Below are 25,470 nucleotides of genomic sequence, written 5' to 3'. Positions count from 1 at the left end.
AGACCTACAGCTCGATCTGCGACCCCATCACGATCACCCGGTCGCGCGGCAGGCCGAAGTGGTCGCTCGCATCGGTCGTGATGTGCGAGGCGGCGAGGAAGAGCCGCTTGCGCCACCGCGCCATGCCGCCGCGCCGTCCCTCGCGCAGCTCGATCTTCGAGAGGAAGTACGTGGCGTTGTCCAGATCCAGCCAGCCCTGCGTCTTGTGCGGCGGGATGCTGCGCAGCGCACGGGGCAGATCCGGATTCTCGGCGTAGCCGAACCTTGCCGAGATGTACAGGATGCCGTCCGTCGGATCCCCGAGGTCGTCGACCGTGCAGCGTTTGGTCTGCGGCACGCGCGGGACGTTCTGGATGTCGACGGACAAGATGATCACGCGGGCGTGGCGCACGTGGTTGTGCTCGACGTTGGCGCGCAGCGCGAGCGGCGTCGTGGATCCGCCTGGGTTGAGGAAGATCGCCGTCCCCGGCACCCGGTCGATGAGCTTCGGGTGTGTGCGCAGGTTGCTCACGAAGTCGGCGAGCGCCCCCTCCGCCTCCGTGCGGCGCGCGGTGATGAGGGCGCGCCCGCGCTGCCAGGTCGTCATGACGGTGAACGCGGCGAGGCCGATCGCGAGCGGCAGCCAGGCGCCGTGCGTGAACTTGGTGGCGTTGGCGGCGAAGAACAGCAGGTCGACCGAGAGCAGCACGACGGCGCCGATCACGAGGATCCAGGGCGGGGTCTTCCACCGCCGGCGCGCCAGGTAGAAGAACAGCAGCGTCGTGATCGTGATCGTGCCGATGACCGCCATCCCATAGGCGAACGCGAGCGAGGCCGACGTGCGGAACACGAACACCAGGGTGATCACCGACACCATCAGCAGCCAGTTGATCCACGGCACATAGATCTGCCCGTGGGTCTCGGATGAGGTGTGGGTCACACGCAACCGCGGGAGATAGCCGAGCCCCGAGGCCTGCGCGGCGACGGAGAACGCGCCGGAGATCACCGCCTGCGAGGCGATCACCGTCGCCACGGTGGACAGGACCACGAGCGCGATCCGGCCCCATTCGGGTGCGAGCAGGAAGAACGGCGCCGACATGTTCGCCTTGTCCTCCAACAGCAGTGCGCCCTGGCCGAGGTAGGTGAGCGCCAGGGCGGGGAAGACCAGGAACAGCCACGCGAACGAGATCGGCTTGCGGCCGAAGTGGCCCATGTCGGCGTAGAGCGCCTCGGCGCCGGTGACCGACAGCACTACGGCGGCGAGTGCGAAGAACGCGATGTCGAAGTGTCCCACCATGAACTGGACCGCATAGGTCGGCAGCAGAGCCAGCAGGATCTGCGGGTCGTGCAGGATCCCGCCGATCCCCAGCACGCCGATGACGACGAACCAGACTGCCATGATCGGTCCGAACAACCGGCCGACCACGGAGCTGCCGAGCTTCTGGATGAGGAACAGCACCAGCAGGATGGTGGCGGTGATCGGGACGATCCACTCGTCCAGGCCCGGATTGATGGTCTTCAGACCCTCGACGGCGGAGAGCACCGAGATCGCGGGGGTGATCATGCTGTCGCCGAGGAACAGCGCGGCGCCCAGCACGGCCAGACCCGACAGGATCGCCACCGTGCGCGTGCGCCCCTTCGGCGCCCAGCGCCGCAGCAGCGTCAGCAGCGCCATGATGCCACCCTCGCCGTCGTTGTCCATCCGCATCGCGAGCAGCACGTAGGTGATCGTGACGATCAGGATCACCGACCACACGATGAGCGAGACGACCCCGTACAGGTTCTCCGCCGTGAGCGGGATCGGGTGCGGATCCTCCGGGTTGAACACCGTCTGCAGGGCGTAGATCGGGCTGGTGCCGATGTCGCCGAAGACGACGCCGAGGGCGCCGATGACGAGGGCGAGGCGGAGCGGGCTCCTGCCGGCGACGGGCGCCTTCTGGTCGATCACGGCCTGGCTGTTCACAGACGAAGCCTAGAGCCCGATTCCCGCGCCACCCGGCGCTCCTCACGGAATCCTCACGCGGCGTGGCGCGTCCGCGCTCACGGGATCCTCACGTCGTCGCGTGGCCGCTTGCGCAGGACTCCCGTCGGGCGATCATCGCGGAGCGGCGGCGCCGCGCAACGCCGAAGCGCCGGCCCCGAGCAACTCGGGACCGGCGCTCCGGTTCGGATCAGCCCTTGCGGGGCGCGGTCACCGAGATGAGTGCCGCGGTGTTGTCCTGCATGGACTTCTTCACCGAGATCACGGTGCCGTAGCCCACGCCGGCATCGGCGGGGTTGCCGGTGCCGAGGGTGGTGAACCCGAGGTCCAGACCGTAGAGGTCTGTCGCGGGGGTGCCGTCGGGGTTGACGACGCGCGTGCTGTACGGCGCATTGCCGACAGACGGGACGACCACCGAGGCGTCACGCATGCGGTTGAACAGCTGACCGTTGCGGACCTCCAGGCCGGCCACCCAGCCCTTGTCATCGGTGAAGGTGCTCACCGCGGGCTGCGCCGGGATGTCGGTGCAGGCCTCGTTCTGGTAGTTCGCGTCGACCAGGCAGTCCTTGAACGGCAGGGTCGGCGTGAGCCCGAACGCGGCGTTGGACGACTGCGCACGGCTGGAGATGTTCTTCAGCACCGACGGATCCAGAGCAGCCTCCGCACCCGTGCGGCGCAGCGGGTCGAAGTGGCTGTCCACGAGCAGCAGGCCGCCCTTGGCGCCGTAGCTCGGCAGGCTCGTCAGGTTGGTGGTGACCTGGTTCGAGCTGCCGTAGGTGGTGTCGCGGTACCAGATCAGCGCACCCGGAGCGTTGTACGGGACCTTCTCGACCTTCCAGCCGTCGGCGCTGTACACGGTGGTGTAGCCGTACTTCAGGCCGTTGTCGAAGCCATCGAAGTTGCGCCACTCGACCAGGTAGTACTGCGCCTTGATCTGGGTGCCGGTGTCGCGGGCCCAGCCTGCGCCGGTGGTGTCGGTGAAGGTGCCGTCGACCGCGGTCCAGCCGTTGTCGCCGGTTTCGACGTCGTCGGTCCAGACGTCGGCGCCGCCGGCGGTCAGGGCGAAGTCGTCTGAGAACCAGCCGCGCTCCTGGAACGCCGCGTCGGTCGCCTGCCGCAGACGGATCTGGATGTTCTGCCCCGCGTACACCGACAGGTCGACGTGGTCGTGACGCCAGCCATCGCTGGATCCGGTCAGGCCGTACTTCTTGCCTCCGAAGTCGGCCATGCGGCCGTTGGGGTCGCTGTAGCCGTCATCGGTCGACACCAGGGCGCCGGACTCGTCGTAGACCTTCTGCTCGGACCAGGTGGATCCGCCGTCGGTCGAGACCTCGACGAAGCCGTAGTCCCAGTCCTCCTCGATGACGTAGTTGTTCCACATCGAGAAGGTCGCACCGGCGGGCACGTTGTCGATCGAGCGGGTCAGCGTCGCGTCCGCCCAGCTCTGGTCGGCGTTGGAGTACCACATCTCGGATCCGCTGTGCGGTTCGGCGAGCACGATGGTCTTGTCCGGCAGGTTGACCTTGATGCCGTCCTCGGTGCCCTTCTTCGGACGCGAGGTCTGGCCGACCTTGATCGTCTGCGTGCCGTCCCCCGGGTTCACGACCTTCGGGTCCGCCCAGCCGAGCACCCACTTGTCCCAGATGCCCATGTGGGTCGGCTGCGACTGGAAGATGGGGCCGGAGTGCGAGCCGGAGCTCATCAGATCCCAGAAGTCGATGTCGGAGTTGCCCGCGTTCGACGTGTCGTACAGGTCGGGCAGGCCGAGGTCGTGGCCGTACTCGTGCGCGAACACGCCGACACCGGAGTTCTCCGGCTGCACGATGTAGTTCTGGATCTTGAAGTCGGTTCCGGGGATGGTGGCACCGCCCGCGACGTCGGACGAGTGCGCCCAGATCGCGTAGGTGCCCTCCTTGCCGCCGCCGCCGGACTTGTCCTCACCGGCGTGCACGAGCACGACGTGGTCGATGATGCCGTCGGGCTCGTTGACGTTGCCGTCGCCGTCGCGGTCGCCCTGGTCTTCGATGTCGTAGTCGGACCACGGGAAGGAGGGGTCGGACTGTGCGAGCGCCGCCACGGCGTCGATCGGCAGCTGGCCCGCGCCGAGCGGGTTGTCGGGGTGGCCCTGCATGTCCTGCATGGGGCCGGCCTCGTAGGCGCCGGTCTCGGGGTTGAGGTGGCAGACCGTGGCTCCGTAGTACGCCTCGGAGTGCGGCACCTTCACCCACGCGGTGGCCTCACCGGTGAGGGTGTACGCGCCGCGGGACATCTCCTCGTACATGTTCTTCATGGTGTTGCCGGAGATGTCGAAGCCGGGCTTGCCGTCCAGACCCGTCAGGTCGGTGCGCACGCGCTCGGTGACGCCCTGCTTCGAGAAGAGCATCTTGTTGTAAAAGTCGCTCGAGAAGTCGGGCATCCACATCGTGTTGTTGTCGGGCTGCGCCGCGGTGGCGGGGTCCGGGATGTTGTTGTGCAGGGTCGGGCCCTGCACATCGCCCGGCTTGCAGTCGGTCGCACCGAAGGACGTCGGGACCTGCAGGTTCGAGAAGTCCTCCGTGCCGTCGAACTCGACCAGGATCGTGAGGAGCTTCGCCTGCTGCGTGGTCTTGGACTGCTTCAGGTTCTTCGGGCTCTTCCCGGTCTTCACGGCCTTCGCCTCGGTGATCGCCAGCTGCTTGGCCGCCACGGGGTTGCCCTGCGCGTGCTTCTGGTCGTTCTCCTTGGCGCGCTCGAACGCCGCGGCGCCGATCGCCTTGCGGGCGCTCGTGTTGCCGTTCGTGTCGGCGACCGCCTCGTCATCGGACGCGTCCGTGAACGCTTCGGCGCGGGGCGCCACGTAGTTGATGTAGTGATCGGCGGTGCCGCTCTTCGCATCGGTCCCTGCGGAACCGGTGCTCGCAGAGGTCACCGTGCTGGATGGCTGCGTGCTCGACGGCGCCGCGACTGCGGGGCCGGCCCCGAAGGTCGCCACCCCGGCCGCCGCCAGCACGAACGCTGACGTCGTCGCCGTCACACGTCGTCGCGTGCGAGCGCTTCTCTCTGACATTGCTTCTCCCTCCAGGCGTCGCCTCAGGGGTTCCCGCGGCGATGCGGATGTCGTGCACCGGTCAGGCGCACAAAAACCAGGATTACCGTGAAAGTCCTATGCAAGGGAAGAGAATCGCCTGAAAAGAGGAAGATCCTCCGCCGATATACCGGGGCGAGGTCACATGCCTGCGGAGGGCAGGATCCGGCAGCGAAAGGTCGGGCCGAGCAGCGGAGGAGTTCCTGCACGAGGACGCCGCGGACGCACGAAGGGCGCCACCCGGGATGTCCCCGGTGGCGCCCTCGTTGCGCGGTCGCGTTCCGCGTGCGCAGGAAGGAGCGATCAGCCCTTGTTGCAGATCTCCTGCAGCTTCTTGCCCTGCTCGGTGAGCTTGGCGCTGGCGTCCTGGGCCTTGGTGGAGATCTCCTCGACCTTGGTCTGCGCCTCCTTGAGCTTGTCCATCGCGGCCGGGTCGGTGGCGTCGATGTTCTTCATGTCGGGCATCTCGAAACCGTCGAAGACCTTGACGAAGCCGTTGAACTCGGTCGCGAAGGCCGTGAGCGGCGCCTTCACGGTCTCGTTGGTGACCTTCTTGCCGGCCTCCTCGAGCCCCTTCTGCACGGGGGCGAAGATCTCGGCGAAGTCGACCTTCTCACCGGTGGTGGCCTTCTGCATGGCCGAGCTGACGTCGCTCGAGACACTCGAGGTGGCCTTGGTCATCTCCGTGTTGGCGATCTTGCACGCGTCGGCCACACTCTGGCCGCCCGAGCAGGCGGTCATGGTGGCGGTGAGGGCGATCGCTGCGGCGAGGCCGCCGATGCGGGTCAGGGTTGCCTTGTTCATGTTGAGCTCTCCGGTCTCTCCATAGATGTGGCTGCCGGTCCGGAACGGGCGCGACAGCCATGATTGCCTTCCACCCTATTCCGAGCTGATGCATAGGTTCGGACCAGGTCGGCGGATCCGGCGCGATCGTGACCGCACCGAGATATCGAGGACACGGCACGTTCACCGGGACCGCTGGATTCCTGGATCTTCTTGCGTCAGGACGGCGCTGCGGGGTTCATCGCGCACCGCTCCAGCACATCGGCGAGCGCGGCTGGCCGGCTCAACGCGACGCAGTGACTGCCGTCGATCTCCTCCGGCTCGATGCCCAGACGTTCGCGGACCACCCCGCGGAGGAAGTCCGGAGGCAGCACGCGATCCTGCCGGCACAGCACGAAGCGGGTGGGAACCTCGGGCCAGGCCGCCATCGGCCATGGCTCGGCCAACGCTGTGCTCGATGGGTGCGCCCGTTCGCGGCTGAGGGCCTCGGCCGCCAGCTCCCGGGGAACGTCGTGATAGAAGGCCGCGAACGGATCGGCGCTCCCGGTCAGCCCGCCGTCGCGTTCTGCCTGCTCCGCAACGGCGGATTCGTACCCGAGGTCTTCCCACCACCACTCCGGCGGCTCCCCCGGTGCCGGGACCATGCCGGCGAGCAGCACCAGCACGTCGACGGGCACGCGCTCGGCGACCAGCGGCGCCGTGAAGGCGCCGAAGGAGTGGCCGACGACCACCAGGTCGCGGCGGTCCCCCACTGCTTCGACCACGGCGTCGGCATAGTCGGTGAGCCTCAGGGACTCGTCATCGGCGGGCAGGTCGGGCGCGACGACATCGTGGCCTCTGGCGCGGAGTTCCGCCGCGACCAGATGGAAATGCCATCCGACATCGCCGGCGCCATGGATCAGCACGAACGTCGCCATCAGAGCGCCACCTCCTGCCCTCCATCGGGAAAACAGACACCCCCAGGGTAGACGAAAACCCCCGATCTCTCGGGGGTTTTCTTGGCGGTGACGGTGGGATTTGAACCCACGGTAGGGGGTTACCCTACACAACTTTTCGAGAGTTGCACCTTCGGCCGCTCGGACACGTCACCGCGGAAAAGCATACGCGACACCGGGATCGAGCGCGAATCGAGCGGAGCCGGTCGAGCGCGTTCCGGCCCCACCAGTCGTCACCAGCCCTCGGCGACCTCGGCGTGCGTGCGCAGGATGCCCTCGGTGGATCCCGCCGGGGCGCGGCCGATGCCGCACTCGGTCGCCACCCCGAACGAGGGGGCGTACGCGGCAGCCGCCGCGATGCGGCGCCGAGCACCCTCGGCGCCGTCCTCGCGGTGCACGAGGCCGAGGTACAGCTCGGTACTCTCCCCCACGGCCAGCCCGTCGAGCGGGGCGAAGTACGCGTCGTCGTCACGCTCGATCGGCACCGGCAGATGCAGCCAGGTGAGCGGGCGGCCGGCTGCCGCCGCGATGGCGTTCGCGTAGCGGACCAGGTTCGCCGCGTCGGCGGGCTCGAAGAAGTGCTTCTCGGCGGCGTCGCCGTAGCAGAGGTGCACGCCGGCCTCGACCTCGGCCGGCACGGCGTCGACGAGGGCTGCCAGCCGCTGGACGAGCCCGTCGAACGGGTCGCCGGGCCACCACGCCTCCATGACCTTGCCGTAACCGGCGGCGCGCTCGATGATGCCCATCTCGCTGGCCACGTCCCACTGGATCGCGAGATCGTCATGCGGGATCGCGGCGAGGATCTCGGCGAGCTCGCGACGGATCGCCGTGGTGTAGACCGGCTCGATCGCGACCCGGTCCTCGCCGGAGAAGAAGGACGAGATCACGGCGAGCGGCGTGGGCAGCGACACCTGGAAGCGCACGCCCTGGGCGATCGCGCCCTCCTCGCGCAGTCGGCGGAAGACTTCGTACGAAGCGAGCGCCGCAGCCGCATAGCCGAGCGGAGGCAGCACGATCGCGGCCGCGTCGACACCGTCGCTGATGCGCAGCGGCCGTGCGTCGAGCCCCGCGCCGAACGGGATCCGCTCGGCGCCCACGCGTTCGATGCCCTCCGCCTGGCCCAGCACGTCAGGCTGGAACATGATCCAGTGGAACCGGATTCCGACCTCGCCGTCCGGAATGCGCCGAAGCTGCGGCCCGAGGATCCCGGCGGCGGTGCGCATCGTGGTCTCGGCGTCGTCGTAGTTCACGCTGCCGACCAGCAGCGCTCCGCGTGGGTTCGTCATGCCTGAAAGCGTAGGACGATCACCATCGACGGTTCTGCACGGTTTCGTTGCGCACAGCCCGGAGCCTCCCGCGACGCTCGAGTTGCTCCTGCCCGGATCCCGCCTCAGGGACCCGTAACCGCGTCAGCCCGCTGCGATGAGCCGGACCCCTGCGGCGGCGAGATCTCGGAGGGTCGGATCCGCCGGATCCGCGTCCGCCACCACGCCGGCGATCTCGTCGAGCGACAGCACCCCGTACCGCGACGCCGTCCCGATCTTGTCCTCACTCGCCAGCACGTACGTCTCCGCGGCCCGTGAGGCGAGGGCGCGCTTCATCGCCGCTTCGTCCGCATCCCCCGTGGTGAGGCCCGCCGTCGGATGCACGCCGGTGACGCCGAGGAAGAAGAGATCGGCGCTGATCCGCTGCGCGGCTTCGACGGCCGCCGCCCCGCAGGCCACGGCGGAGTGCTTGAACAGCTGCCCGCCGATGAGGAACACGTCCGCGGCATGGTCGAGCAGCGCAGCGGCGATCGTGGGACTGTGCGTGATGATCGTGCACGGCAGCGCGGTCGGGATCTCGGCGACCATCGCGAGCGTCGTGGTGCCACCGTCGAGGATCACCGTCATTCCCGGGCCGATGAGGGTGGCGGCCGTCGCCGCGACCCGGGCCTTGCTGTCGGGGGCCACGACGGCGCGCCGCCCGTAGTCGACCACAGCGGGCGAGGCCGGGAGCGCCCCGCCGTAGACCCGCACGGCGAGGCCCGCCGCGTCGAGCTCGCGCAGGTCGCGGCGGATGCTGTCCTCCGACAACCCCAGCTCGGCGGCGACGTCCTTCGCGACGATCCTGCCGTCACGGTGCAGTCGCTCGAGCAGCATTTCCTTGCGCGCGGCAGCCAGCATTCCGACTCCTTCATGTTTATGCACGTTTCTGCTGTATTGTACCCGATATGACGAAGCCACTCATGATTCTCATCGCCGGTCCCTACGCGTCGGGCACCGGCGGCGACCCCGCCCTTATGGCGCAGAACCTCGCCCGGCTCGAGGAGGCGGCCTGGCCGATCTTCCGCGCCGGGCACATCCCGATGATCGGCGAGTGGGTCGCCCTCCCCGTGCTGTCCAGTGCCGGCGCGACCGGCCCGGGCGACCCGCTCGCCGCCGAGGTGATGTATCCGACCGCGGAGCGACTGCTGCAGCACTGCGATGCGGTGCTGCGCCTGCCCGGCGAATCCCGTGGAGCAGATCAGGACGTCGCGATCGCGGAGGGTCGGGGGATCCCCGTGTACCGCCGCCTCGAGGAGGTCCCGGGGATCGCCGCCTGATCCCGCACTTCCCGCGCTCTCCGCGCTCGGCGCGGGGCGGCCGGACCCCGAAGGCTCAGGAGCCGACGGGCAGGATCCGTCCCGCGTCGAGCCGGACCGCACGGTCGATCGTGCCGGCCGGCGGCTCCACGTGCGAGATGAGCACGACGGTCTGGGATCCGGCGGCGCCCAGCAGGTCGCGCAGCAGCGCATCGGATGCGTCGGGATCCACCCCGGCTGTGGGCTCGTCGAGCACGAGCACTCCGAATCCGCGCAGGATCTCCCGCGCCAGCGCGATGCGCTGCGCCTGCCCGCCGGACACGAGGGCGCCGCGCTCCCCCACCCGCGCGTCGAGCCCGCCGCGTTCCCGCACCCAGGCGCCGAGGCCGACCCGGTCGAGCACGGCGATCAGCTCGGCATCGGTCGCGGCCTCACGGGCGAACAGCAGGTTCTGCCGGATGTCCTCGTCGAAGAGCATCGGATCCTGCTCGCACAGTCCGACGTGGCGGCGCAGCTCCGGGCCCGCTACCCGGCCCGCGTCCGCTCCACCGATGCGATACGAGCCGCCGAAGCGCAGGAAGCCGACCAGCACGGCGGCGAGCGTGGATTTGCCGGCGCCGCTGGATCCGGTGACGAGGATGCGCTCCCCCGGCGCGACATCGAGATCGAGGTCGCGCAGGGTCGACGCCCCGGCACCCGGCCACGACGCGGTCACGCCGCGCAGGCGCAGCGCACCATTGTCGAGGCGCCCCTCGCCCTCGTCGCCGCGCACCTCGGCGGGCAGCGTCGCGGGCAGCAGCGCATGGATCCGCTCCGCACCGGCACGCACACCGCGCCACGCCGAGGCGGCCTGCGGCACGGCCGAGAACACGTCGAACACCGCCATGGGCAGCAGCACGGCGACCGCGAACCAGGGCGCGTCGACCGCGCCTCCGGGCTGCCCCGGCGCCGCAACCGCGAGCGCCCAGATCGAGGCGGCGCCCGCCGCCAGTGACACGACCGCCGAGGACAGCGCCTGCGCGACCGCGGCCCGGGTGGTCGCGCGCCGCAGCGCGTCGTCGGCGGCGCGGATCCGATCGCGCGCGATGGCTTCAGCCCCGTAGGCCTGGAGCACGTCGAGGGCGGTGAGCTCGTCGACCAGGGCTGCGGCGAGCTCCGCCCTGTCGCGGCTGAGCGCGCGTTCGGCCCGGCCTCCGGCGATGCCGCCGAGCACGACCGCTCCCGCGACGGCGATGACCAGGCAGACCGCGAGCGCGAGGGCCGCCGCGGGGGCGATGGCGGCGAGGACGCCGATCGAGACGAGAGCGACGACGCCTCCGGTCAGCAGCGGCTGCACGACGCGCAGGGGCAGGTTCTGCAGGTTCTCCACGTCGTCGACGAGCGCGGCGAGCACAGAGCCACGGTCGGTGGATCCGAGTCCCGCGGGGGCCAGCGGGGTGAGTCGGCGCACGACGGCCGCCCGCAGGTCCGCGAGGCGGCCGAGCGCGGCGTCGTGCCCGGTAAGGCGCTCCAGATACCGGGTGACGGCGCGGGTCACGGCGAAGAACCGCACCCCGACGATCGCGACCGAGAGCGGCACGAGGTTGTCGACGAGCGACGCGGTGACGATGAGCCACCCGCTCACGAGCAGCAGGCCGACCGCGGCCGCGGCCGACACGATCCCGGCGAGGATCGCGGGCAGGAACCGTCGCGTCCGGGGCATGGCGAGGCGGAGGATCCCCCCGACGGAGGCCGGGAGATCCGGGATCGGATCCGGATCCGCCGCGGACGTTGTCGACGCGGCCGCGGCGTGCGCGGTCGCCTCGAGCGCTGCCGGCTCGGGCACCGCCGCCGCGGGCGCGCCCGTGCCGGATGCGGCCGCGCCGTCGACGGATGTGGCCACGCCACCCTGCTCAGGTCGCACTTTCTGCTGTTCCCGGGGGTGCGGAAGAGCAGAAAGTGCGACCTGAGCATTGGTGGAGTCGGCGACGGGTGCATCAGCCGGGTCGATCGAGCCGGCGTGTGCGGCCGCGGGGTCGTCGCCGATCCGCACCACCTGGTCGGCGATGGCGCGGGCCGACTCCCGGTGCGAGACCAGCAGCACCGTCGCCCCGTCGTCGGCGGCACGACGCAGCGCAGCCCACAGCCGCTGCTCGGTCACGGCGTCGAGGGCGCTCGACGGCTCGTCGAGGGCCAGCACGCGCGCACCGGATCCGAGCCGGTACAGCGCACGGGCCACGGCGACGCGTTGCGCCTGGCCACCGGAGAGTCCGGCGCCCTGCACGCCGAGCTCCTGCACCGGATCCAGGTCCGACGCCGCGGCGTCGGCGAGCGCCGACCGCGCGCGCGCGAGGTCGGGGACGGAGTCGCCGAGCGCGACGTTCGCGGCGATCGTGCCGCGGATGAGCCCGGGGCGCTGGCCGGCCCAGGCGAGCCACCTGGTCGGATCCGGATCCGCTGCGCCGTCGAGCGTGAACCCGCCGTCGCGCACCAGCACACCCGCGCCGTCGTGCACCGCCGCGGCCTCGACAACGACGGTCCCGTCGTACGCCGCAGCGCCGCGCAGCGCCGCAAGCAGGCTCGACTTGCCGGATCCGCTGCGTCCTTCGAGGAGCGTCACGGTGCCCGGCTCCGCGGTGAAGGAGACCGGCGCGAGTACGTGCGCTCCGTGCCGCACCGCGACCCCATCGACGACCAGCCGGACCGCCGCTTCCGTTTCACAGCGCGCAGATGGCTGTATTCCGGGCCGGTCTGCAGCAAAGTGCGCGCTTCGAACGCCGGATGGGGCCGCCGGATCCGCCTCGAGCACCTCGAAGACGTCCTCGGTCGCGGCGACGCCCTCGGCGGCCGCGTGGAACTGCACGCCGACCTGGCGCAGCGGCAGGAACGCATCGGGCGCGAGCAGCAGCACGAACAGTCCGACACCGAGGCTCAGCTCGCCGCCCAGCAGCCGCAGCCCCACTGACACCGCGATGATCGCCACCGCGAGCGACGACAGCAGCTCCAGCGCGAAGCCGGAAAGGAACGAATACCGCAGCACGCGCATGGTCTCGCGGCGGTACTGGTCAGCGGTCTCGCGCATCCGGGCCGCCGCGCGGCGTTCCCGGCCGAACAGGCGCAGCGTGGCGAGGCCCTGCACGGTGTCGGCGAAGCGCGCCGCGAGTGTGTGCAGCACCTGCAGCTGCCTGCGCTGCACGCCGCGGGTGGCGATGCCGATGAGGATGAGGAACAGCGGGATGAGCGGCAGCGTGACGAGCGCCGCGAGACCGCTCGGCCAGTCCTGCCACCACATCACGGCGACGATGATCGGCGTCGCGATCGCGGTGAGCACGAGCTGCGGGATGTACCGGGAGAAGTAGGGATCCAGCGCGTCGAGACCGTGCCCCGCTGTCACCGCGAGCGCGGCGCGGTTGCGCGTGCCGAGCCAGGCCGGCCCTCGCCGGGAGATCGCATCGAGCAGCGCCGCCCGCAGTTCGCGCCCGGCCTGCGCGGCGGCGCGGGCGCCCCACGCCTCCGACACCCACAGCAGCACCGCGCGCGCGAGCACCACGAGCGCGAGCCACGGCACGTGGCCGAGAGGCGAGCGCCCGCCGGCCACGTCCGTGATCCCCGCGGCGAGCAGCCCCGCGAACGCGATCGTGACCGCGGTCTGCAGGAGCGCGATGCCCGCCGAGACCGCGAGGTAGGTCCGCGCGGCGGGCGCCCACCGCAGCAGCCGCGGATCGATCGGCTTCATCGGATCCGCTCCGCGAACACGCGCGACGGATGCAGCACCCGAGCGCGGATGCAGGACGGATCCGCACTTCTGATCGCGCACCCGTCACCGTGTCCTGCAAATGGCGACGTCGCGGGTCGGCGCCGGGACGACAGGGGGCTCATGCGTGCGCGGGGGCGGCCTCGATCGTCGACCGGCGCACCCGCTTGCGGAACACCCAGTAGGTCCACGCCTGGTAGGCGAGGACGAGCGGCATCGCCACGAGCGCGGTCCAGCTCATGATCTGCAGCGTGTACGGCGTGCTGGACGCGTTCTGGATCGTGAGCGAGTTCGCGGCGTCGATCGTGGAGGGCAGCACGTTCGGGAACAGCGCGGAGAACAGCATGAGCACGGCGGTGAGGATCGTGACGACCCCGGCCGCGAAGGCCCAGCCGTCACGACCCCGCAGCGAGAAGACCACCGACACGATGAGGAACACCGCGGCCACGGCGCCGAGCGCGATCACGGCCCAAAGCAGGGACGGGCGACCCGCCGCGATGACGATCGTCCACACCACGGTCCCGGCCGCGACGAGGATTGTCGGCAGCGCAGCCAGGCGCGCCACGCGGCGGGCCCGCTCGTGCACGACGCCGTCGGTCTTGAGCGCCACGAAGTACAGTCCGTGCAGGAAGAACAGCAGCAGCGTGGTGACGCCCACGAGCAGCCCGTACGGGTTCAGCAGGTCGAACACCGATCCGCGGAAGACGTGCTTCTCATCCAGCGCCACGCCCTGCACGATGTTGCCGAACGCGACGCCCCACAGCAGCGCGGGGACAGCGGATCCGATCACGATCATGGTGTCGAAGCGACGCTTCCAGCGCACATCATCGCGCTGGTGCCGGTACTCGAACGACACCCCGCGCAGGATGAGCGCCAGCAGGATCAGCAGCAGCGGCAGGTAGAAGCCGCTGAACAGGGACGCGTACCACTCGGGGAACGACGCGAACAGGCAGGCGCCGGCGACGATCACCCAGGTCTCGTTGAGATCCCAGACCGGGCCGATCGTGTTGATCACCTGACGACGCGAGACGTCGTCACCGTCTTTGCCGAGGAAGGGCAGCGACATCCCGACGCCGAAGTCGAAGCCGTCGAGCACGAAGTAGCCCACGAAGAACAGGGCGACGATCCAGAACCAGAGCGTGGCGAGATCCATGTCCGTCTCCTTCCTCAGTACACGACCGACGGGACGGGAGCGTCCTCGTCGTGCTTCTCGGTGGTGTCGGGCCCCTTCTTGGCGGCGCGGACGATGAGTCCGACCTCCACGACCGCGAGCGCGGCGTAGATCGCGGTGAACGAGATGAGCGAGATGAGCACTTCGACGCCGCTCACCCCGGGCGAGACGCCGTTCTTGGTCGTCATCAGGCTGAACACGATCCAGGGCTGCCGGCCCATCTCGGTGAAGACCCAGCCGACGATGTTCGCACCCAGCGACAGCGGGAACGAGTAGATCGCGATCTTCCACATCCACTGCGCGGGCTCGCGCTTGGCGTTCTTGCGGGTGATCCACAGGCCCACCAGCGCGACGAACGCGTGCAGCATGCCGAGCCCGATCATCCAGCGGAACGCCCAGTACGTGATCCACAGCACCGGGTTGAACTCGGTGAGCCCCGTCGCGGCGAACTCGTGCGCGTACTGCGCGTTCAGGTCGTTGATCCCCTCGACGCAGCCGTTCAGGTCGTGCGTCGACAGGAACGCGAGCAGATACGGCACGCGCAGGGACCAGATCTCGCCCGTGCCATCGGGCGTACCGATCGAGAACAGCGAGAACGAGGCATCGGCTCCGCAGCTCGAATTGAACATCGCCTCGGCCGCGGCCATCTTCATCGGCTGGGTGCTCACCATCGCGAGTCCCAGCTGATCGCCGGAGAGGAGCACTCCGGCCGTGGCGACGAGGATCCCCCAGAGTCCGAACTTGAGCGACTTCCGCATGGTGTCGACATGCTGCCCGCGGGACAGGTGCCAGGCGGAGACCGAGATCACGACGCCGGTGGCGAGCATGAACGCGCCGAAGATCGTGTGCGGGAACGCGGCGAGCGCGACCTTATTGGTCAGCAGCGCCCAGAAGTCGGTGAGCTCGGCGCGGTTGGCGGCCTCGTTGAAGGTGTACCCGACCGGGTTCTGCATGAACGCGTTCGCGGCGATGATGAAGTACGCCGAGAGGATCGTGCCGAGAGCTGTGCCCCAGATGGTGGCAAGGTGCACCTTCTTCGGCAGCTTGTCCCAGCCGAAGATCCACAGCCCGATGAAGGTCGCCTCGAGGAAGAACGCGAGCAGTCCCTCGAACGCGAGCGGGGCGCCGAACACGTCACCGACGAAGCGGGAGTAGTCCGACCAGTTCATGCCGAACTGGAACTCCTGGACGATCCCGGTCACCACGCCCATGGCGAAGTTGATGAGGAAGATCTTCGCGAAGAACCGGGTCAGGTGCAGGTACTCGATCCTGCCGGTGCGCACCCACGCGGTCTGGAAGATCGCGGTGACGGTGGCCATGCCGATCGTGAGCGGCACGAACAGGTAGTGGTAGACGGTCGTCAGTCCGAACTGCCAACGGGACAGGACGAGCGGATCAAGCCAATCCATGCGCGGGGCCTCCTGTGTTCGCGGATCCTGCTCTGAGGTCGAATTCTGCCGTGCCTCTCGACCTGTTCCCGGCATTCCCGGCATCAGGGTGGCCGAGCCCGGTGCGATCCAGTTCGACCGTGCACTCCTCCGGCCGCGTCGCCGAGCGCACGCAGCGCGCCGTCAGCGGCCCGCCGGCCTGGGCGAGCACGCCCTGCATGAGGCCGAGGTGCACCTGGCAGAGCACCGGGCGGTGCTCCGGCCGGGCGGCGGCGTGCGGGCACGGGGTGAGTTCGACGGTGAGGCTGTCCTCGTCGATGACGGGTTCGAAGCCGCTCTCCTCGAGGTGCTCGACGAGCGCGTCGAGCTGATACACCGCCTGCTCGCCGAGCATGGAGGGGCCGGTCTGCAGCACGCGGCGCAGCAGGTCACCGCGGCGTGCGGCGTCGTCGGCCTTCTGCTTGGCGACCGGGCTGGAGGCCTCGGGCGTGCCCGTGACCGCGCTGTAGAGCACGCGCGGGCGCCCGCGCGTCGTGCGGTGCTCGGTGGTCGGCACGACGTAGCCGCCCTCGATCAGGCGCTGCAGGTGCTCACGCACGGTGTTGGGGTGCAGCGCGGTGGCCTCGCACAGCTCGCCGATCGTGCGATGCGGACGCGCCTGCGAGGTGCCTGCTTCAAAGAGCAGGTGCAGGATCCGCACGCGCGAATAGCTGGAGATCGGCCCGCAGACGGGCCCGGCGCTGGCCATGGCTCCATACTCGCATCGGCTCCGGCCGGACATGGGGACTTCGGCCGTGAATAATGCCGCGCGCGATAGGAGGTTCGGATCAGGACCATACGAATCCCGGATCCGGCTCCGGCGCTCAGTCCACCGGATCCGGCCCGGGGTCGCCCGAGGTCAGTCAGTGCGGTGGGCGAGGGCGAGCTCGGAGATCGCAGCCACCACCGCGCGCACGTCACCGGGGCTTCCGCCCGCGCGGCCGGCCACGAGGCCGGCGACGAACGCGCTGAACGGGGCGGCCGGGCGGGCGACGCCGTTCGCGACGTCACGGGCGAGGTCGAGGATCAGGGCGATCGGCAGGTCCTCTTCGGCGAGGTTGAACCGCTCGCGCAGCTCGGCCGCCCACTCGTCGAGCGCCTCCGGCGGGAGGGTGCGGTCGTTCGGGGTCATCAGGGCTCCTCTGATCGTGCGGCGGATCCGGCGGCGTCGGCGCGAGCGCGTTCGAGGTCGGCGGGGGTGTCGATGTCGGCCGTGATCCCATCCTCGTCCGCGAGCCACCGGATCGGAAGACCGCCGAGCACGGCGCGGCAGGAGGCGCCATCCACCCCGCCGAACGCGGCGAGCGCGGCACGCACGGCGGCGACGCGGTACCGCCCGGCGAGCCACTGCGGGTGCTCGCCGGCCCGGAACACGACGGCGTCGGTCGGACGCGGGACGTGCGCGCGCTGCCCTTCTGCTCGCTGGTCGCAGATTGCGGCTCTGCGAGGCTCAGAACCGCAATCCGCGACCAGCGAAGCCTCGGTTTCGGCCTCGGTTTCGGCGGGGTCCGTGACCACGGGGTTCTTTTCCGCCAGGCGGGCGACGACGGCCTCGGGGTGCGCGAGATCTCCCGCGAGGAGCAGGAACTCCGCTGCGTCGTCGAGCTCGGGGCGGGACAGTGCCGCGGCGAGCGCCGCGACGGGGCCTCCGAACGGCGGATCCTCGCGCACCCACGTGACGACGGGCACGGCCGCGGCATCCGCCAGCCGGCCGTCGGCGGGCGCGGACCCCACCGCGATGATCGGAGAGATCCCGTGCGCCGCCAGCGGGGCGAGCGTGCGGTCCCACGGCGTGGAACCGCCGAGCTCGAGCAGGTGCTTGGCCGCACCGCCCATGCGCCGGGCGCGACCGCCCACGAGCACGACCGCACCGAGGGGCGTCGAGTCGGAGCCGGGCGCCGACATGGCGCTCAGTCCAGCTCCAGCACGTCGACGAGGTCGCCGATCTCCACCTCCGACACCTCGGCCGGCACCACGGCATAGGCCGTCGCGCCGCCAAGACCGACGGTGAGGTGCGAGCCGGACCCGCCGCGCGCCGCCGGCACGACCGTGCCATCGACGATCACGGCGGGCAGGTACTGGCGCCGCCCCGGCGGAGTGCGCCAGGCAGCGCCCGCCGGGATGCGCCGCACAGGACGGAGGACCTCATCCCGACCCTGCAACCGCAACAGCGCCGGGCGCACGAAGGTCTCGAACGACACCGCGGCGCTGACGGGGTTGCCCGGCAGCCCGAACAGCAGCATGCCCTCGGCGGTCACTCCGAACGCCTGCGGCTTGCCGGGCTGCATCGCCACGGCGACGAACTCCATCGCCTCGCCCATGCTCAGTCGCACGGCCTCGTACGCCCCAGCGCTCACCCCGCCGGAGAAGATGACGACATCTGCGCCGAGCGCTGCGGCCCGGGCGGCCGCCTCGGCGGGCCCGTCGCCCTCGTCGCCGACGACCTCGCGCAGCACGATCTCCGCCCCGGCCTGGGCGGCGAGACCGGCCAGCAGCACTCCATTCGACTCGGGGATCTGCCCGCGCTGCAGCGGCGTCCCAGGCGGCACCAGCTCGGATCCGGTCGACACCACGGCCACGCGCGGACGCGGCGCGACCTGCACCTCGGCGATACCGACCGACGCGAGCGCCGACAGCTGGCGAGGCCCGAGCAGCGTACCGGCGGGCAGCACCATCGCTCCCGCCGCAGCATCGCTCCCGGCTCGCCGCACGTGCGCGCCTTCCGCGCGCGGAGCGCGCTGCACGACGGCGGTCTGCAGCGAGTCCGCGAGCCCGCCGGCGGTGTCCTCGAAGGGCACGATCGTGTCGGCCTCGGTGGGCAGCGCGGATCCGGTCATGATGCGCACGGCGCAGCCCGGGGCGAGAGGCGGATCCTCGGGGCTCCCGGCCGGCAGATCCGCCGTGACCTGCAGCGTGACGGGCATGTCCTCCGAGGCGCCCGCGACATCGGCGAAGCGCACGGCGAAGCCGTCCATCGCGGAGTTGTCGAACACGGGCACCGGGTTCACCGCCGTGGCGTCGACGGCGAGCGTGGACCCGCCCGCCCGGTCGACGGCGACCGTCTCGGCAAGGCGGGGACGCACGGCGGCGAGCACCCGTTCCTGCTGTTCCTCGACCGTGCGGAAGGTGGTGCCGTGGCTCATGCGCGCTCCCTCAAGGCGATCGAGTCGGTGTGTGGTTCGAGGCTACCGGTGCCGCCCCTGGGAGGGCGGCGGCTCGAGACGGCGGGCACTGTCTGCACCCCCGGCTAGCCTTGCTGCATGGCCTCCCGGAAACCCACCGCACCCGCGTACGTCTGCACCGAGTGCGGCTGGACGACCGCGAAGTGGGTGGGCCGGTGCGGCGAATGCCAGCAGTGGGGCACCGTGACCGAGCAGGCCGCGCAGACCGGCATCGTGCGCCGGGTCGAGGCCACGACCCCCGCGGCCGCTCGGCGAGCGCGCCCCATCACCTCGCTCACGTCGCAGGAGTCGCCTCGGCGTTCGAGCGGGGTCGCCGAGTTCGACCGCGTGCTCGGCGGCGGCATCGTGCCCGGGGCGGCGATCCTGCTGAGCGGCGAGCCCGGGGTCGGCAAGTCCACGCTGCTGCTCGAGGTGGCCGCCGCGGCCGCCCGCGCCGGCCGGCGGGTGCTCTACGCGAGCGGCGAGGAGTCCACGGCCCAGGTCCGGCTGCGCGCCGAGCGCACCGGTGCCCTCCACGACGAGCTGTATCTCGCGGCCGAGACGGATCTCGGCACGATCCTCGGCCACATCGACGAGGTGTCCCCCGAGCTCGTGATCGTCGACTCGGTGCAGACCGTCGCCTCCGCCCTGTCCGACGGCGCCGCGGGCCAGCCCGCGCAGGTGCGCGAGGTCGCGTCGGCCCTCATCCGGGTGGCGAAGGAGCGGGATCTCCCGATCGTCATCGTCGGGCACGTCACCAAGGACGGGTCGGTCGCCGGCCCCCGCGTGCTCGAGCACCTCGTCGACGTCGTCTGCCACTTCGAGGGCGACCGGCAGACCTCACTGCGGTTCATCCGGGCGCTGAAGAACCGGTTCGGCCCGACCGACGAGGTCGGCTGCTTCGAGATGACCGGATCCGGGATCGCCGAGGTGCCGGATCCGTCGAGCCTGTTCCTCTCCCGCGGTCGCCCTGAGCCGGGCACGTGCGTCGCGATCGCGCTGGAGGGGCGGCGTGCGATGCCGGTCGAGGTGCAGGCTCTCACCATCCCCACGCAGGCCCCGAATCCCCGACGCGTCGTGAACGGTCTCGATTCGTCACGCGTGGCGATGGTGCTCGCGGTGCTCGAACGCCGGGCCGGCATCAGGACCAGCGACAAGGACGTGTACGTCTCCACGGTCGGCGGAGTGCGCTTCATCGAGCCCGCAGCAGACCTGGCGATCGCGATCGCGGTGGCCGGATCCCTCACGGAGAACGCCGTGCCGCGCACGCTCGCGGCGGTCGGCGAGCTGAGCCTGGCCGGCGAGGTGCGCCCGGTCACCCAGGCGTCCCAGCGTCGCTCGGAGGCGGCCCGGCTCGGTTATGCGCATGTGATCGACGACCGCTCGGCGACGCTGCGCGGGGCGCTCGGCGACGTCAAGGCGCACCGGGCGCCGCGCCGCCTCGACGACGAGATCCCCGCATTCTGACGGCCGTCACCCGTTCTGAGGGGCGGTCACGAGCGTTCTGACGGATCGCCCCCTGTTCTGAGAGCGATCACGCCTCCAGCGCGCGCAGCAGCTCCTCGGGCGGCGCCTGCATGGGGTGGGGGCCTGCGATGTCGAGGAACACGGTGGTGATCACGTCGCGGTGGGTCGCGAGGAACGAGCGCAGCCACACCGGCGAGTAGATGCCGACGCCGGGTGGGAGATTCGCGGGCTTGTTCTTCGCATCGCTGAACAGCAGCAGCGCGACGTCACCCGTGGACGGATCCCGGTAGGTCCACACCTCGCCGCTGTCCCGGGGGTTGTCCCTCGCGCCCGGCCGGATGAGAGGCACGACCGTGTTGCCGTTGCGCAATGCGAGCGCCACTGCGGCCATGTCCTGCTTCTCGAGCGCCTGCGCGAGAGCCTCGGAGCGGAAGTCCGCCGCGGCGGGTGCCTTCTTCTTCGCTTTCTTCACGGCCATCGTTCCAGCTTAGAAGTTCCGGCACAAAGAGGAGGACCTCTTCTCTCATCGCTTGGGGACAGATGAATGAAGAGGCCCTCAAAGTCCTCGACGACGGACGACGATGCGCTGGGGACGCTTGAGATTGTCGAAGCCACTGGGGATGGCAACCGTCAGATCTCGAAGACTTGATCTCTATGGTATCCCAAAGGTTGGACGCGGGCGACATATTCCCACTTTCCGTCCAGGTTCAGTTGAGCAGGAACTGCATCGGGTTCGTGCTCTGGAACCCGCCGATCGACACCGTCAGGCGGTACGCGGCTCCGCCGCCCGGAGCGCGCTGCCGGTCCGTCGCCTCGCAGGTGTCGACGCTGGAGCGCGTGCGATCCCACGTGACCGGGGTGGAGCTGGTGATGGTCGCGCCGGCCTTGATGGTCTGGATCGCGTCACTCGGAGTCTGCTGGCAGTCCGTGGAACGCCACCACGTGTCGTTACCGCTCGTGATGGTGAACGCCTGCGTCGTGGTGCCGACGTTCATCGTGCAGTCCTTGGTGCTGCTGTTGGTCAGCGAGATCGACAGCTTCGGATTCTCGTCGGCGGAGTAGGTGTCGTGGTCGGTCACGGCCGTCACCTGCACCTCGGCGGCGGTGCACGGCACCGGGCCGGCATCGGCGGTGCTGGTCGGGGCGGGCGTCGTCGCGGACGGGTCGGGGCTCGCGTCCGCGCTCGGATCCGGTGACGCGGGCGGGGTGGACGCCGTCGGCGACGGTGTGGACGACCTCGTGGGGACTGGAGCCGGATCCGCGCCCGTGCGGGCCACGAGCGCCCAGACGAGCCCGATCAGCAGCGCGAGCAGCACGATGATGATGCCGAGGACCACGATCCGCCGGCGACGATAGACGGCGGCGGACTGGCGAGGGCTCATGCCTCCAGGTTAGACAAGGTGTTTGAGCATGCGCGTGTTGCCGAGCGTGTTCGGCTTCACATGCGCGAGGTCGAGGAACTCGGCCACACCCTCGTCACCGCTGCGCAGCAGCTGGGTGTAGACGTCGGGATCCACGACCTGCTCGCCGATCGGCTCGAACCCCCGGCGCTGGAAGAACGGCACCTCGAAGGTCAGGCAGAACAGGCGGCTGAGGCCGAGCCCGACCGCGTGCTCCTCGAGGCGCTCCACGATCGCCCGCCCCACGCCGTGGTGCTTCCATCCCTCTTCGACGAGCAGGGTGCGCACCTCACCGAGGTCCTCCCACATCACGTGCAGCGCGCCGCAGCCGATGAGCCGCCCGTCCGCCTCGGCGACCACGAACTCCTGCACCGCGCCATAGAGCACCGCGATGTCCTTGCCGAGCAGGATCCGTCGCTCCACGAGCGGCTCCAGCAGCGCGTAGATGCCCTGGACGTCACCGGCCCGTGCGGGCCGGACGAGATAGTCGCTCATCCCTCCAGCCTACGGCCGCGCCTCCGCCCTGCGGGGGCGACGCGGCCCCATCGCCCGCTCACAGGGAACGGACGACGGGGCCTGAAGCCTGGCCGGCACGTTCAGACGGTGACGATGACGTCATCCGCATCCACTCGCACGGGGACAGGGCGGAGCCCGACGCGGCGATCCGCCGGGTGCTTGCCGGTCAGGATGTCGAACTCGAAGCCGTGCCAGGGGCACACGATGTTCCGGTCCGTGGGGTGGAAACCCGGTCCGCCGCTCTTGAGGCCGTCCTCGCCCCGTACGAGCTGCACGGTGCGCGGCATGATCTTGCCCTGACAGACCGGCCCGCCCTGATGCGGACACACGTTGTACCAGGCGCGCACCTCTCCGGCGTGGAAGTACAGACCCAGCTCGGTCCCGTCGACATCGACGACGATCCGCTCGCGCTCCTGCAGGTCGGCGAGGCTCGCGACCACGACGTCCCGACGCACGACCTGCGCGCTCATTCGGCCCTCCGGTACCAGATGGCCATGTCGAAGAGGTTCACGTCTGCGGCGTCCAGCAACGCCGTGACGAGGACGACGGTCTCGGTCGCGTTGAGCGCGTCCTCGCGGATCGGCCACGCGATCTTGCCGACCCGATCGGTCTTGGCGGAGAAGAGCCGCGCGGCCGCGTAGAGCACGTCGGCGATCTGCTCGTCGGAGACCTCGGCGCCGCGCTCCTCGGCGGCGACGTGCTGCACGAGCTCGCCGAGGCGGGCGATGACCGTCGACAGTTCGGCGGTCTCGGGGGCGGTGGTGGTGCTGGTGTTGTCAGTCATGTCAGGAGATCCCGGGTCGTTCCTGGAGCACGCGCTCCGCGGAGGGCTTCTGTCGGTCGGTGGGGAGGTTGAACACTCGTGCGGCGTTCAGCCCGAGGATGTTGCGCTTGGCCTGTTCGGAGAGGAAGGGCAGGCGCGTGATCGTGGACGGTGCATCCCAGTCCCAGTGCGGCCAGTCGGACGAGTAGAGCAGCTGGGTCTCCGCATTGAACGACTTCATGGTCGCCTCGAGCAGCTCCATGTTGGTCCGCTCCATCGGCTGGGTCGTGTACCACATCTCCTTCATGTACTCGCTCGGCAGGCGCTTGAGACCCGGAGCTTCACTGGGGCGCATGAGCACCTCGTGGTCGAGCCGCTGCATGAGGAACGGGATCCAGGCCAGTCCGCTCTCGACCCACACCATCTTCAGCTTCGGGAACCGCTCCGGCATGGCATTGATGATCCAGTTGGTGACGTGGATCTGGTTGTAATGCGTGAACGAGAGCGCATGCATCGAGAGGAACCGGTTCAGCTGCGAGAACGACGGATCCCCCCAGTGGTAGCCGGAGTGGAAGGCGAGCGGCTTGCCACTGTCCTCGATGAGCTTGTAGAGGCGCGTGTAGACGTCAGAGTGCACAGGATTGTTGCGGGTCGAGCACACCGTGTAGCCGATGATGCCTGGATCGTCCGCATAGGTCTCGACGAGCTCCTCGCACACCTCAGGGGTGTTGTACGGCAGGTAGAGCATGCCCTTGAGACGCGGATTCGGAGGCAGGATCACCTCGGTCAGCCAGCGGTTGAACGCGCGACCGAGCACGACCTCGACCTCGTCCTGCGGGTGCATCCCGAGCATCAGCATCGCACTCGGGAACACCACCTGATAGTCGAGGCCCATGGCGTCCATGCCGCGACGTGCCGCCGTCACGAACGGGTGCCCCTCCGTGCCCTCCACCGGCTCCTTGCGGCCCTGGTGACCGATGCGGCCGCCGACGCTCTGGTGCGACATGCCCGGCTGGATGTTCAGCAGCGCGTTGTTGCCGCCGAATCCGTGGAACTGGCTCAGGCCGAGGTCCCGCCACACATCGTTGTCGATGAGGTCGAGCACCTCGCCCCAGAAGTGGTCCTCGGAGACGTGGGCGTCGATGTCGACGATGAAGTAGTCGTCGTAGTCGTCTCGCGCCTGCTTCGTCGCGTGGGCGAGCACGTCGCGGGTGTCGGAGCGGCCGCCGATCTCGGCGAGCTCGCGGATCCGCGGCGCGTCGGAGCGGGGTGTGGGCAGGTCACTCATGGGCATTCCTCTCGGGCGTCGATCGCTCAGTGCGCGGCGACGATCGCATCGGTCATCGTGGTCAGGTAGTCGTCCTCGGACGGCGCGGCGGATACGCGGTGCGGGATCACGACCGCGCGGGCGGGGTTGATCGCGAAGCCGTACGCGTCGCCGGGGCGGGGCACGGCGTCTGCGGCCATCTCGCCCGTGTCGACCCGTACCCGCAGCGGCAGGCCGTCCGCGCGGACGAGGAGGTTGACGGCGCTGCCGAGGTACGTGCTGCGTTCGACGGCCGCGCGGAACCGTCCGGCGCCGGGCGCGAGGTCGTCGACCGGCATGATCCGGGCGTGCGCCGCGCGGAAGGCGACATCGGCCCGCTCCCCCGGCGCCGCGTCACCGGTCACCGTGCCGGCGATCACGAGCGAGGTGCCGTCGACCTCGACGTCGGCGATCCCGTCGCGCACCGCCAGGATCGTGCCGGGGAGGATGTTCTGGAATCCCATGAAGTCCGCGACGTAGGCCGAGTTCGGCCGGTCGTACAGCTCGCTCGGCGTGCCGTCCTGCACGATCGTGCCCTCGCTCATGACGACGATCCGATCCGAGAGCGTGATCGCCTCCTCCTGGTCGTGCGTGACGTAGACCGACGTCGTCTCGAACTGGTTGTGCAGGGCCCGTACCTGCTGCCCCATCTGATAGCGCAGCTTGGAGTCGAGGTTGGAGAGCGGCTCATCGTAGAAGATGATGCCCGGCCGGGCGGCCAGTGCGCGGGCGAGAGCCACCCGCTGCTGCTGGCCGCCCGACAGGGCGGTGACCGGACGCTTCTCGAAGTCCGCGAGTCCCACCGCGGAGAGCATGTCGGCGACGCGGGTGCGGCGCTCGGCCGCCCCCACCTTCGCGACCTTGAGCGGGTACGCGACGTTCTCCGCCACGCTCATGTGCGGCCAGAGCGCATAGCTCTGGAACACCATGCCCACCTGCCGCTTGTCGGCCGGCACGAACGTGCGCCGGTCGGTGTCCACGACGATGCGATCGCCCATGCTGATCCGACCGCCCGTGGGGCGCTCGAGACCGGCCAGGCACCGCAGAGTCGTCGTCTTGCCGCAGCCCGAGGGGCCGAGCAGGGTGACGAACTCGCCGGATCCGATCGTCAGATCTAATCCGTGCAGGGCGGTCTTGCCGCCGTAGCGCTTGGTCAGTCCGGATACCTGGACCTCAGTCATGCCGATCAGTGCTCTCTCGCTGGGGGACGTCGGGGTCGAA

At 70.1% G+C, this 25,470-nt stretch carries 22 protein-coding genes and 1 tRNA gene; 2 read left to right on the top strand and 21 right to left on the bottom strand.

Annotated elements, in window-relative coordinates:
• Positions 1–4: 4 nt before the first annotated feature.
• The 7 genes from AC1DMN_RS10270 to AC1DMN_RS10240 form a co-directional block, all read right to left on the bottom strand.
• A complete protein-coding gene (locus AC1DMN_RS10270) occupies positions 5–1,942 on the bottom strand; it encodes a potassium transporter Kup (RefSeq protein WP_477231165.1) in 1,938 nt (645 codons plus the stop codon).
• 208 nt (positions 1,943–2,150) lie between these two features.
• Positions 2,151–5,006, bottom strand: a complete 2,856-nt coding sequence (locus AC1DMN_RS10265) for an immune inhibitor A domain-containing protein (protein ID WP_477231164.1) — start codon at positions 5,004–5,006, stop codon at positions 2,151–2,153.
• 321 nt (positions 5,007–5,327) lie between these two features.
• Positions 5,328–5,828 carry a hypothetical protein gene (locus tag AC1DMN_RS10260; protein ID WP_477231163.1) on the bottom strand — a complete coding sequence of 167 codons (501 nt, stop codon included), beginning with the start codon at positions 5,826–5,828 and terminating at the stop codon, positions 5,328–5,330.
• A gap of 197 nt (positions 5,829–6,025) precedes the next feature.
• Positions 6,026–6,724, bottom strand: a complete 699-nt coding sequence (locus AC1DMN_RS10255; RefSeq protein WP_477231162.1) for an alpha/beta fold hydrolase — start codon at positions 6,722–6,724, stop codon at positions 6,026–6,028.
• 82 nt (positions 6,725–6,806) lie between these two features.
• Positions 6,807–6,897 (bottom strand) — tRNA-Ser (locus tag AC1DMN_RS10250).
• A 78-nt stretch (positions 6,898–6,975) separates the two neighbouring features.
• Positions 6,976–8,028: a hypothetical protein gene (locus AC1DMN_RS10245; RefSeq protein WP_477231161.1), complete on the bottom strand. Its 1,053-nt coding sequence runs from the start codon at positions 8,026–8,028 to the stop codon at positions 6,976–6,978.
• A gap of 123 nt (positions 8,029–8,151) precedes the next feature.
• Positions 8,152–8,907 (bottom strand): DeoR/GlpR family DNA-binding transcription regulator, encoded by a 756-nt coding sequence (locus AC1DMN_RS10240; RefSeq protein WP_477231160.1) that lies wholly within the window; start codon positions 8,905–8,907, stop codon positions 8,152–8,154.
• Between the two features lie 47 nt (positions 8,908–8,954).
• On the opposite strand from AC1DMN_RS10240, the gene AC1DMN_RS10235 reads away from it, so the two are divergent.
• Positions 8,955–9,326, top strand: a complete 372-nt coding sequence (locus AC1DMN_RS10235) for a DUF4406 domain-containing protein (protein WP_441976813.1) — start codon at positions 8,955–8,957, stop codon at positions 9,324–9,326.
• A 55-nt stretch (positions 9,327–9,381) separates the two neighbouring features.
• Here AC1DMN_RS10235 and cydD read toward each other — a convergent pair whose 3' ends face one another.
• The 7 genes from cydD to AC1DMN_RS10200 all read right to left on the bottom strand — a co-directional run bounded on the left by cydD (position 9,382) and on the right by AC1DMN_RS10200 (position 18,779).
• Positions 9,382–13,020, bottom strand: coding sequence for a thiol reductant ABC exporter subunit CydD (gene cydD / locus AC1DMN_RS10230; protein ID WP_477384194.1), 3,639 nt, complete (start codon positions 13,018–13,020; stop codon positions 9,382–9,384).
• A gap of 139 nt (positions 13,021–13,159) precedes the next feature.
• Positions 13,160–14,191 (bottom strand): cytochrome d ubiquinol oxidase subunit II, encoded by a 1,032-nt coding sequence (cydB, locus tag AC1DMN_RS10225; protein WP_477231159.1) that lies wholly within the window; start codon positions 14,189–14,191, stop codon positions 13,160–13,162.
• A gap of 14 nt (positions 14,192–14,205) precedes the next feature.
• Positions 14,206–15,618 carry a cytochrome ubiquinol oxidase subunit I gene (locus tag AC1DMN_RS10220; RefSeq protein WP_477231158.1) on the bottom strand — a complete coding sequence of 471 codons (1,413 nt, stop codon included), beginning with the start codon at positions 15,616–15,618 and terminating at the stop codon, positions 14,206–14,208.
• Positions 15,605–16,345, bottom strand: a complete 741-nt coding sequence (locus AC1DMN_RS10215; protein ID WP_477231157.1) for a helix-turn-helix transcriptional regulator — start codon at positions 16,343–16,345, stop codon at positions 15,605–15,607. The genes AC1DMN_RS10220 and AC1DMN_RS10215 overlap by 14 nt, the downstream gene beginning before the upstream one ends.
• A gap of 150 nt (positions 16,346–16,495) precedes the next feature.
• On the bottom strand, positions 16,496–16,768 hold the full coding sequence (locus AC1DMN_RS10210) for a DUF6457 domain-containing protein (protein ID WP_440734134.1): 273 nt from the start codon (positions 16,766–16,768) through the stop codon (positions 16,496–16,498).
• Positions 16,768–17,541 carry a molybdenum cofactor guanylyltransferase gene (mobA, locus tag AC1DMN_RS10205; protein WP_477231156.1) on the bottom strand — a complete coding sequence of 258 codons (774 nt, stop codon included), beginning with the start codon at positions 17,539–17,541 and terminating at the stop codon, positions 16,768–16,770. The genes AC1DMN_RS10210 and mobA overlap by 1 nt, the downstream gene beginning before the upstream one ends.
• Positions 17,542–17,546: 5 nt before the next feature.
• Positions 17,547–18,779: a molybdopterin molybdotransferase MoeA gene (locus AC1DMN_RS10200; RefSeq protein WP_477231155.1), complete on the bottom strand. Its 1,233-nt coding sequence runs from the start codon at positions 18,777–18,779 to the stop codon at positions 17,547–17,549.
• 117 nt (positions 18,780–18,896) lie between these two features.
• On the opposite strand from AC1DMN_RS10200, the gene radA reads away from it, so the two are divergent.
• Entirely contained in the window at positions 18,897–20,264 is a 1,368-nt protein-coding gene (gene radA / locus AC1DMN_RS10195; protein WP_477231154.1) for a DNA repair protein RadA, read from the top strand.
• Between the two features lie 67 nt (positions 20,265–20,331).
• Here the strand turns inward: radA and AC1DMN_RS10190 are convergent, their stop codons facing one another.
• From AC1DMN_RS10190 to AC1DMN_RS10160, 7 genes are all read right to left on the bottom strand, one after another.
• Positions 20,332–20,742, bottom strand: a complete 411-nt coding sequence (locus AC1DMN_RS10190; protein WP_477231153.1) for an SseB family protein — start codon at positions 20,740–20,742, stop codon at positions 20,332–20,334.
• A gap of 229 nt (positions 20,743–20,971) precedes the next feature.
• On the bottom strand, positions 20,972–21,646 hold the full coding sequence (locus AC1DMN_RS10185; RefSeq protein ID WP_441976820.1) for a hypothetical protein: 675 nt from the start codon (positions 21,644–21,646) through the stop codon (positions 20,972–20,974).
• A gap of 9 nt (positions 21,647–21,655) precedes the next feature.
• Positions 21,656–22,159, bottom strand: a complete 504-nt coding sequence (locus AC1DMN_RS10180; protein ID WP_441976821.1) for an amino-acid N-acetyltransferase — start codon at positions 22,157–22,159, stop codon at positions 21,656–21,658.
• A gap of 101 nt (positions 22,160–22,260) precedes the next feature.
• Entirely contained in the window at positions 22,261–22,650 is a 390-nt protein-coding gene (locus AC1DMN_RS10175) for a Rieske (2Fe-2S) protein (protein WP_233311163.1), read from the bottom strand.
• Positions 22,647–22,964, bottom strand: a complete 318-nt coding sequence (locus tag AC1DMN_RS10170; protein ID WP_477231152.1) for a hypothetical protein — start codon at positions 22,962–22,964, stop codon at positions 22,647–22,649. The genes AC1DMN_RS10175 and AC1DMN_RS10170 overlap by 4 nt, the downstream gene beginning before the upstream one ends.
• A gap of 1 nt (position 22,965) precedes the next feature.
• Positions 22,966–24,231: an amidohydrolase family protein gene (locus tag AC1DMN_RS10165; protein WP_233311165.1), complete on the bottom strand. Its 1,266-nt coding sequence runs from the start codon at positions 24,229–24,231 to the stop codon at positions 22,966–22,968.
• A gap of 26 nt (positions 24,232–24,257) precedes the next feature.
• Positions 24,258–25,430 (bottom strand): ABC transporter ATP-binding protein, encoded by a 1,173-nt coding sequence (locus AC1DMN_RS10160; protein WP_477231151.1) that lies wholly within the window; start codon positions 25,428–25,430, stop codon positions 24,258–24,260.
• Between the last annotated feature and the right edge of the window lie 40 nt (positions 25,431–25,470).

The organism is Microbacterium sp. 01T413_2, assembly GCF_056398985.1.
The sequence above is the reverse complement of the archived record's forward strand: the minus strand, read 5'-3'. Positions and strand labels throughout refer to the sequence as shown.

Bases quoted from the DNA above. Each gene is read 5' to 3' on its own strand.
- AC1DMN_RS10265 (WP_477231164.1), bottom strand. From the start codon at position 5,006: ATGTCAGAGAGAAGCGCTCGCACGCGACGACGTGTGACGGCGACGACG.
- AC1DMN_RS10260 (WP_477231163.1), bottom strand. From the start codon at position 5,828: ATGAACAAGGCAACCCTGACCCGCATCGGCGGCCTCGCCGCAGCGATC.
- AC1DMN_RS10255 (WP_477231162.1), bottom strand. From the start codon at position 6,724: ATGGCGACGTTCGTGCTGATCCATGGCGCCGGCGATGTCGGATGGCAT.
- AC1DMN_RS10245 (WP_477231161.1), bottom strand. From the start codon at position 8,028: ATGACGAACCCACGCGGAGCGCTGCTGGTCGGCAGCGTGAACTACGAC.
- AC1DMN_RS10240 (WP_477231160.1), bottom strand. From the start codon at position 8,907: ATGCTGGCTGCCGCGCGCAAGGAAATGCTGCTCGAGCGACTGCACCGT.
- AC1DMN_RS10235 (WP_441976813.1), top strand. From the start codon at position 8,955: ATGACGAAGCCACTCATGATTCTCATCGCCGGTCCCTACGCGTCGGGC.
- cydD (WP_477384194.1), bottom strand. From the start codon at position 13,020: ATGAAGCCGATCGATCCGCGGCTGCTGCGGTGGGCGCCCGCCGCGCGG.
- cydB (WP_477231159.1), bottom strand. From the start codon at position 14,191: ATGGATCTCGCCACGCTCTGGTTCTGGATCGTCGCCCTGTTCTTCGTG.
- AC1DMN_RS10220 (WP_477231158.1), bottom strand. From the start codon at position 15,618: ATGGATTGGCTTGATCCGCTCGTCCTGTCCCGTTGGCAGTTCGGACTG.
- AC1DMN_RS10215 (WP_477231157.1), bottom strand. From the start codon at position 16,345: ATGGCCAGCGCCGGGCCCGTCTGCGGGCCGATCTCCAGCTATTCGCGC.
- AC1DMN_RS10210 (WP_440734134.1), bottom strand. From the start codon at position 16,768: ATGACCCCGAACGACCGCACCCTCCCGCCGGAGGCGCTCGACGAGTGG.
- mobA (WP_477231156.1), bottom strand. From the start codon at position 17,541: ATGTCGGCGCCCGGCTCCGACTCGACGCCCCTCGGTGCGGTCGTGCTC.
- AC1DMN_RS10200 (WP_477231155.1), bottom strand. From the start codon at position 18,779: ATGAGCCACGGCACCACCTTCCGCACGGTCGAGGAACAGCAGGAACGG.
- radA (WP_477231154.1), top strand. From the start codon at position 18,897: ATGGCCTCCCGGAAACCCACCGCACCCGCGTACGTCTGCACCGAGTGC.
- AC1DMN_RS10190 (WP_477231153.1), bottom strand. From the start codon at position 20,742: ATGGCCGTGAAGAAAGCGAAGAAGAAGGCACCCGCCGCGGCGGACTTC.
- AC1DMN_RS10185 (WP_441976820.1), bottom strand. From the start codon at position 21,646: ATGAGCCCTCGCCAGTCCGCCGCCGTCTATCGTCGCCGGCGGATCGTG.
- AC1DMN_RS10180 (WP_441976821.1), bottom strand. From the start codon at position 22,159: ATGAGCGACTATCTCGTCCGGCCCGCACGGGCCGGTGACGTCCAGGGC.
- AC1DMN_RS10175 (WP_233311163.1), bottom strand. From the start codon at position 22,650: ATGAGCGCGCAGGTCGTGCGTCGGGACGTCGTGGTCGCGAGCCTCGCC.
- AC1DMN_RS10170 (WP_477231152.1), bottom strand. From the start codon at position 22,964: ATGACTGACAACACCAGCACCACCACCGCCCCCGAGACCGCCGAACTG.
- AC1DMN_RS10165 (WP_233311165.1), bottom strand. From the start codon at position 24,231: ATGAGTGACCTGCCCACACCCCGCTCCGACGCGCCGCGGATCCGCGAG.
- AC1DMN_RS10160 (WP_477231151.1), bottom strand. From the start codon at position 25,430: ATGACTGAGGTCCAGGTATCCGGACTGACCAAGCGCTACGGCGGCAAG.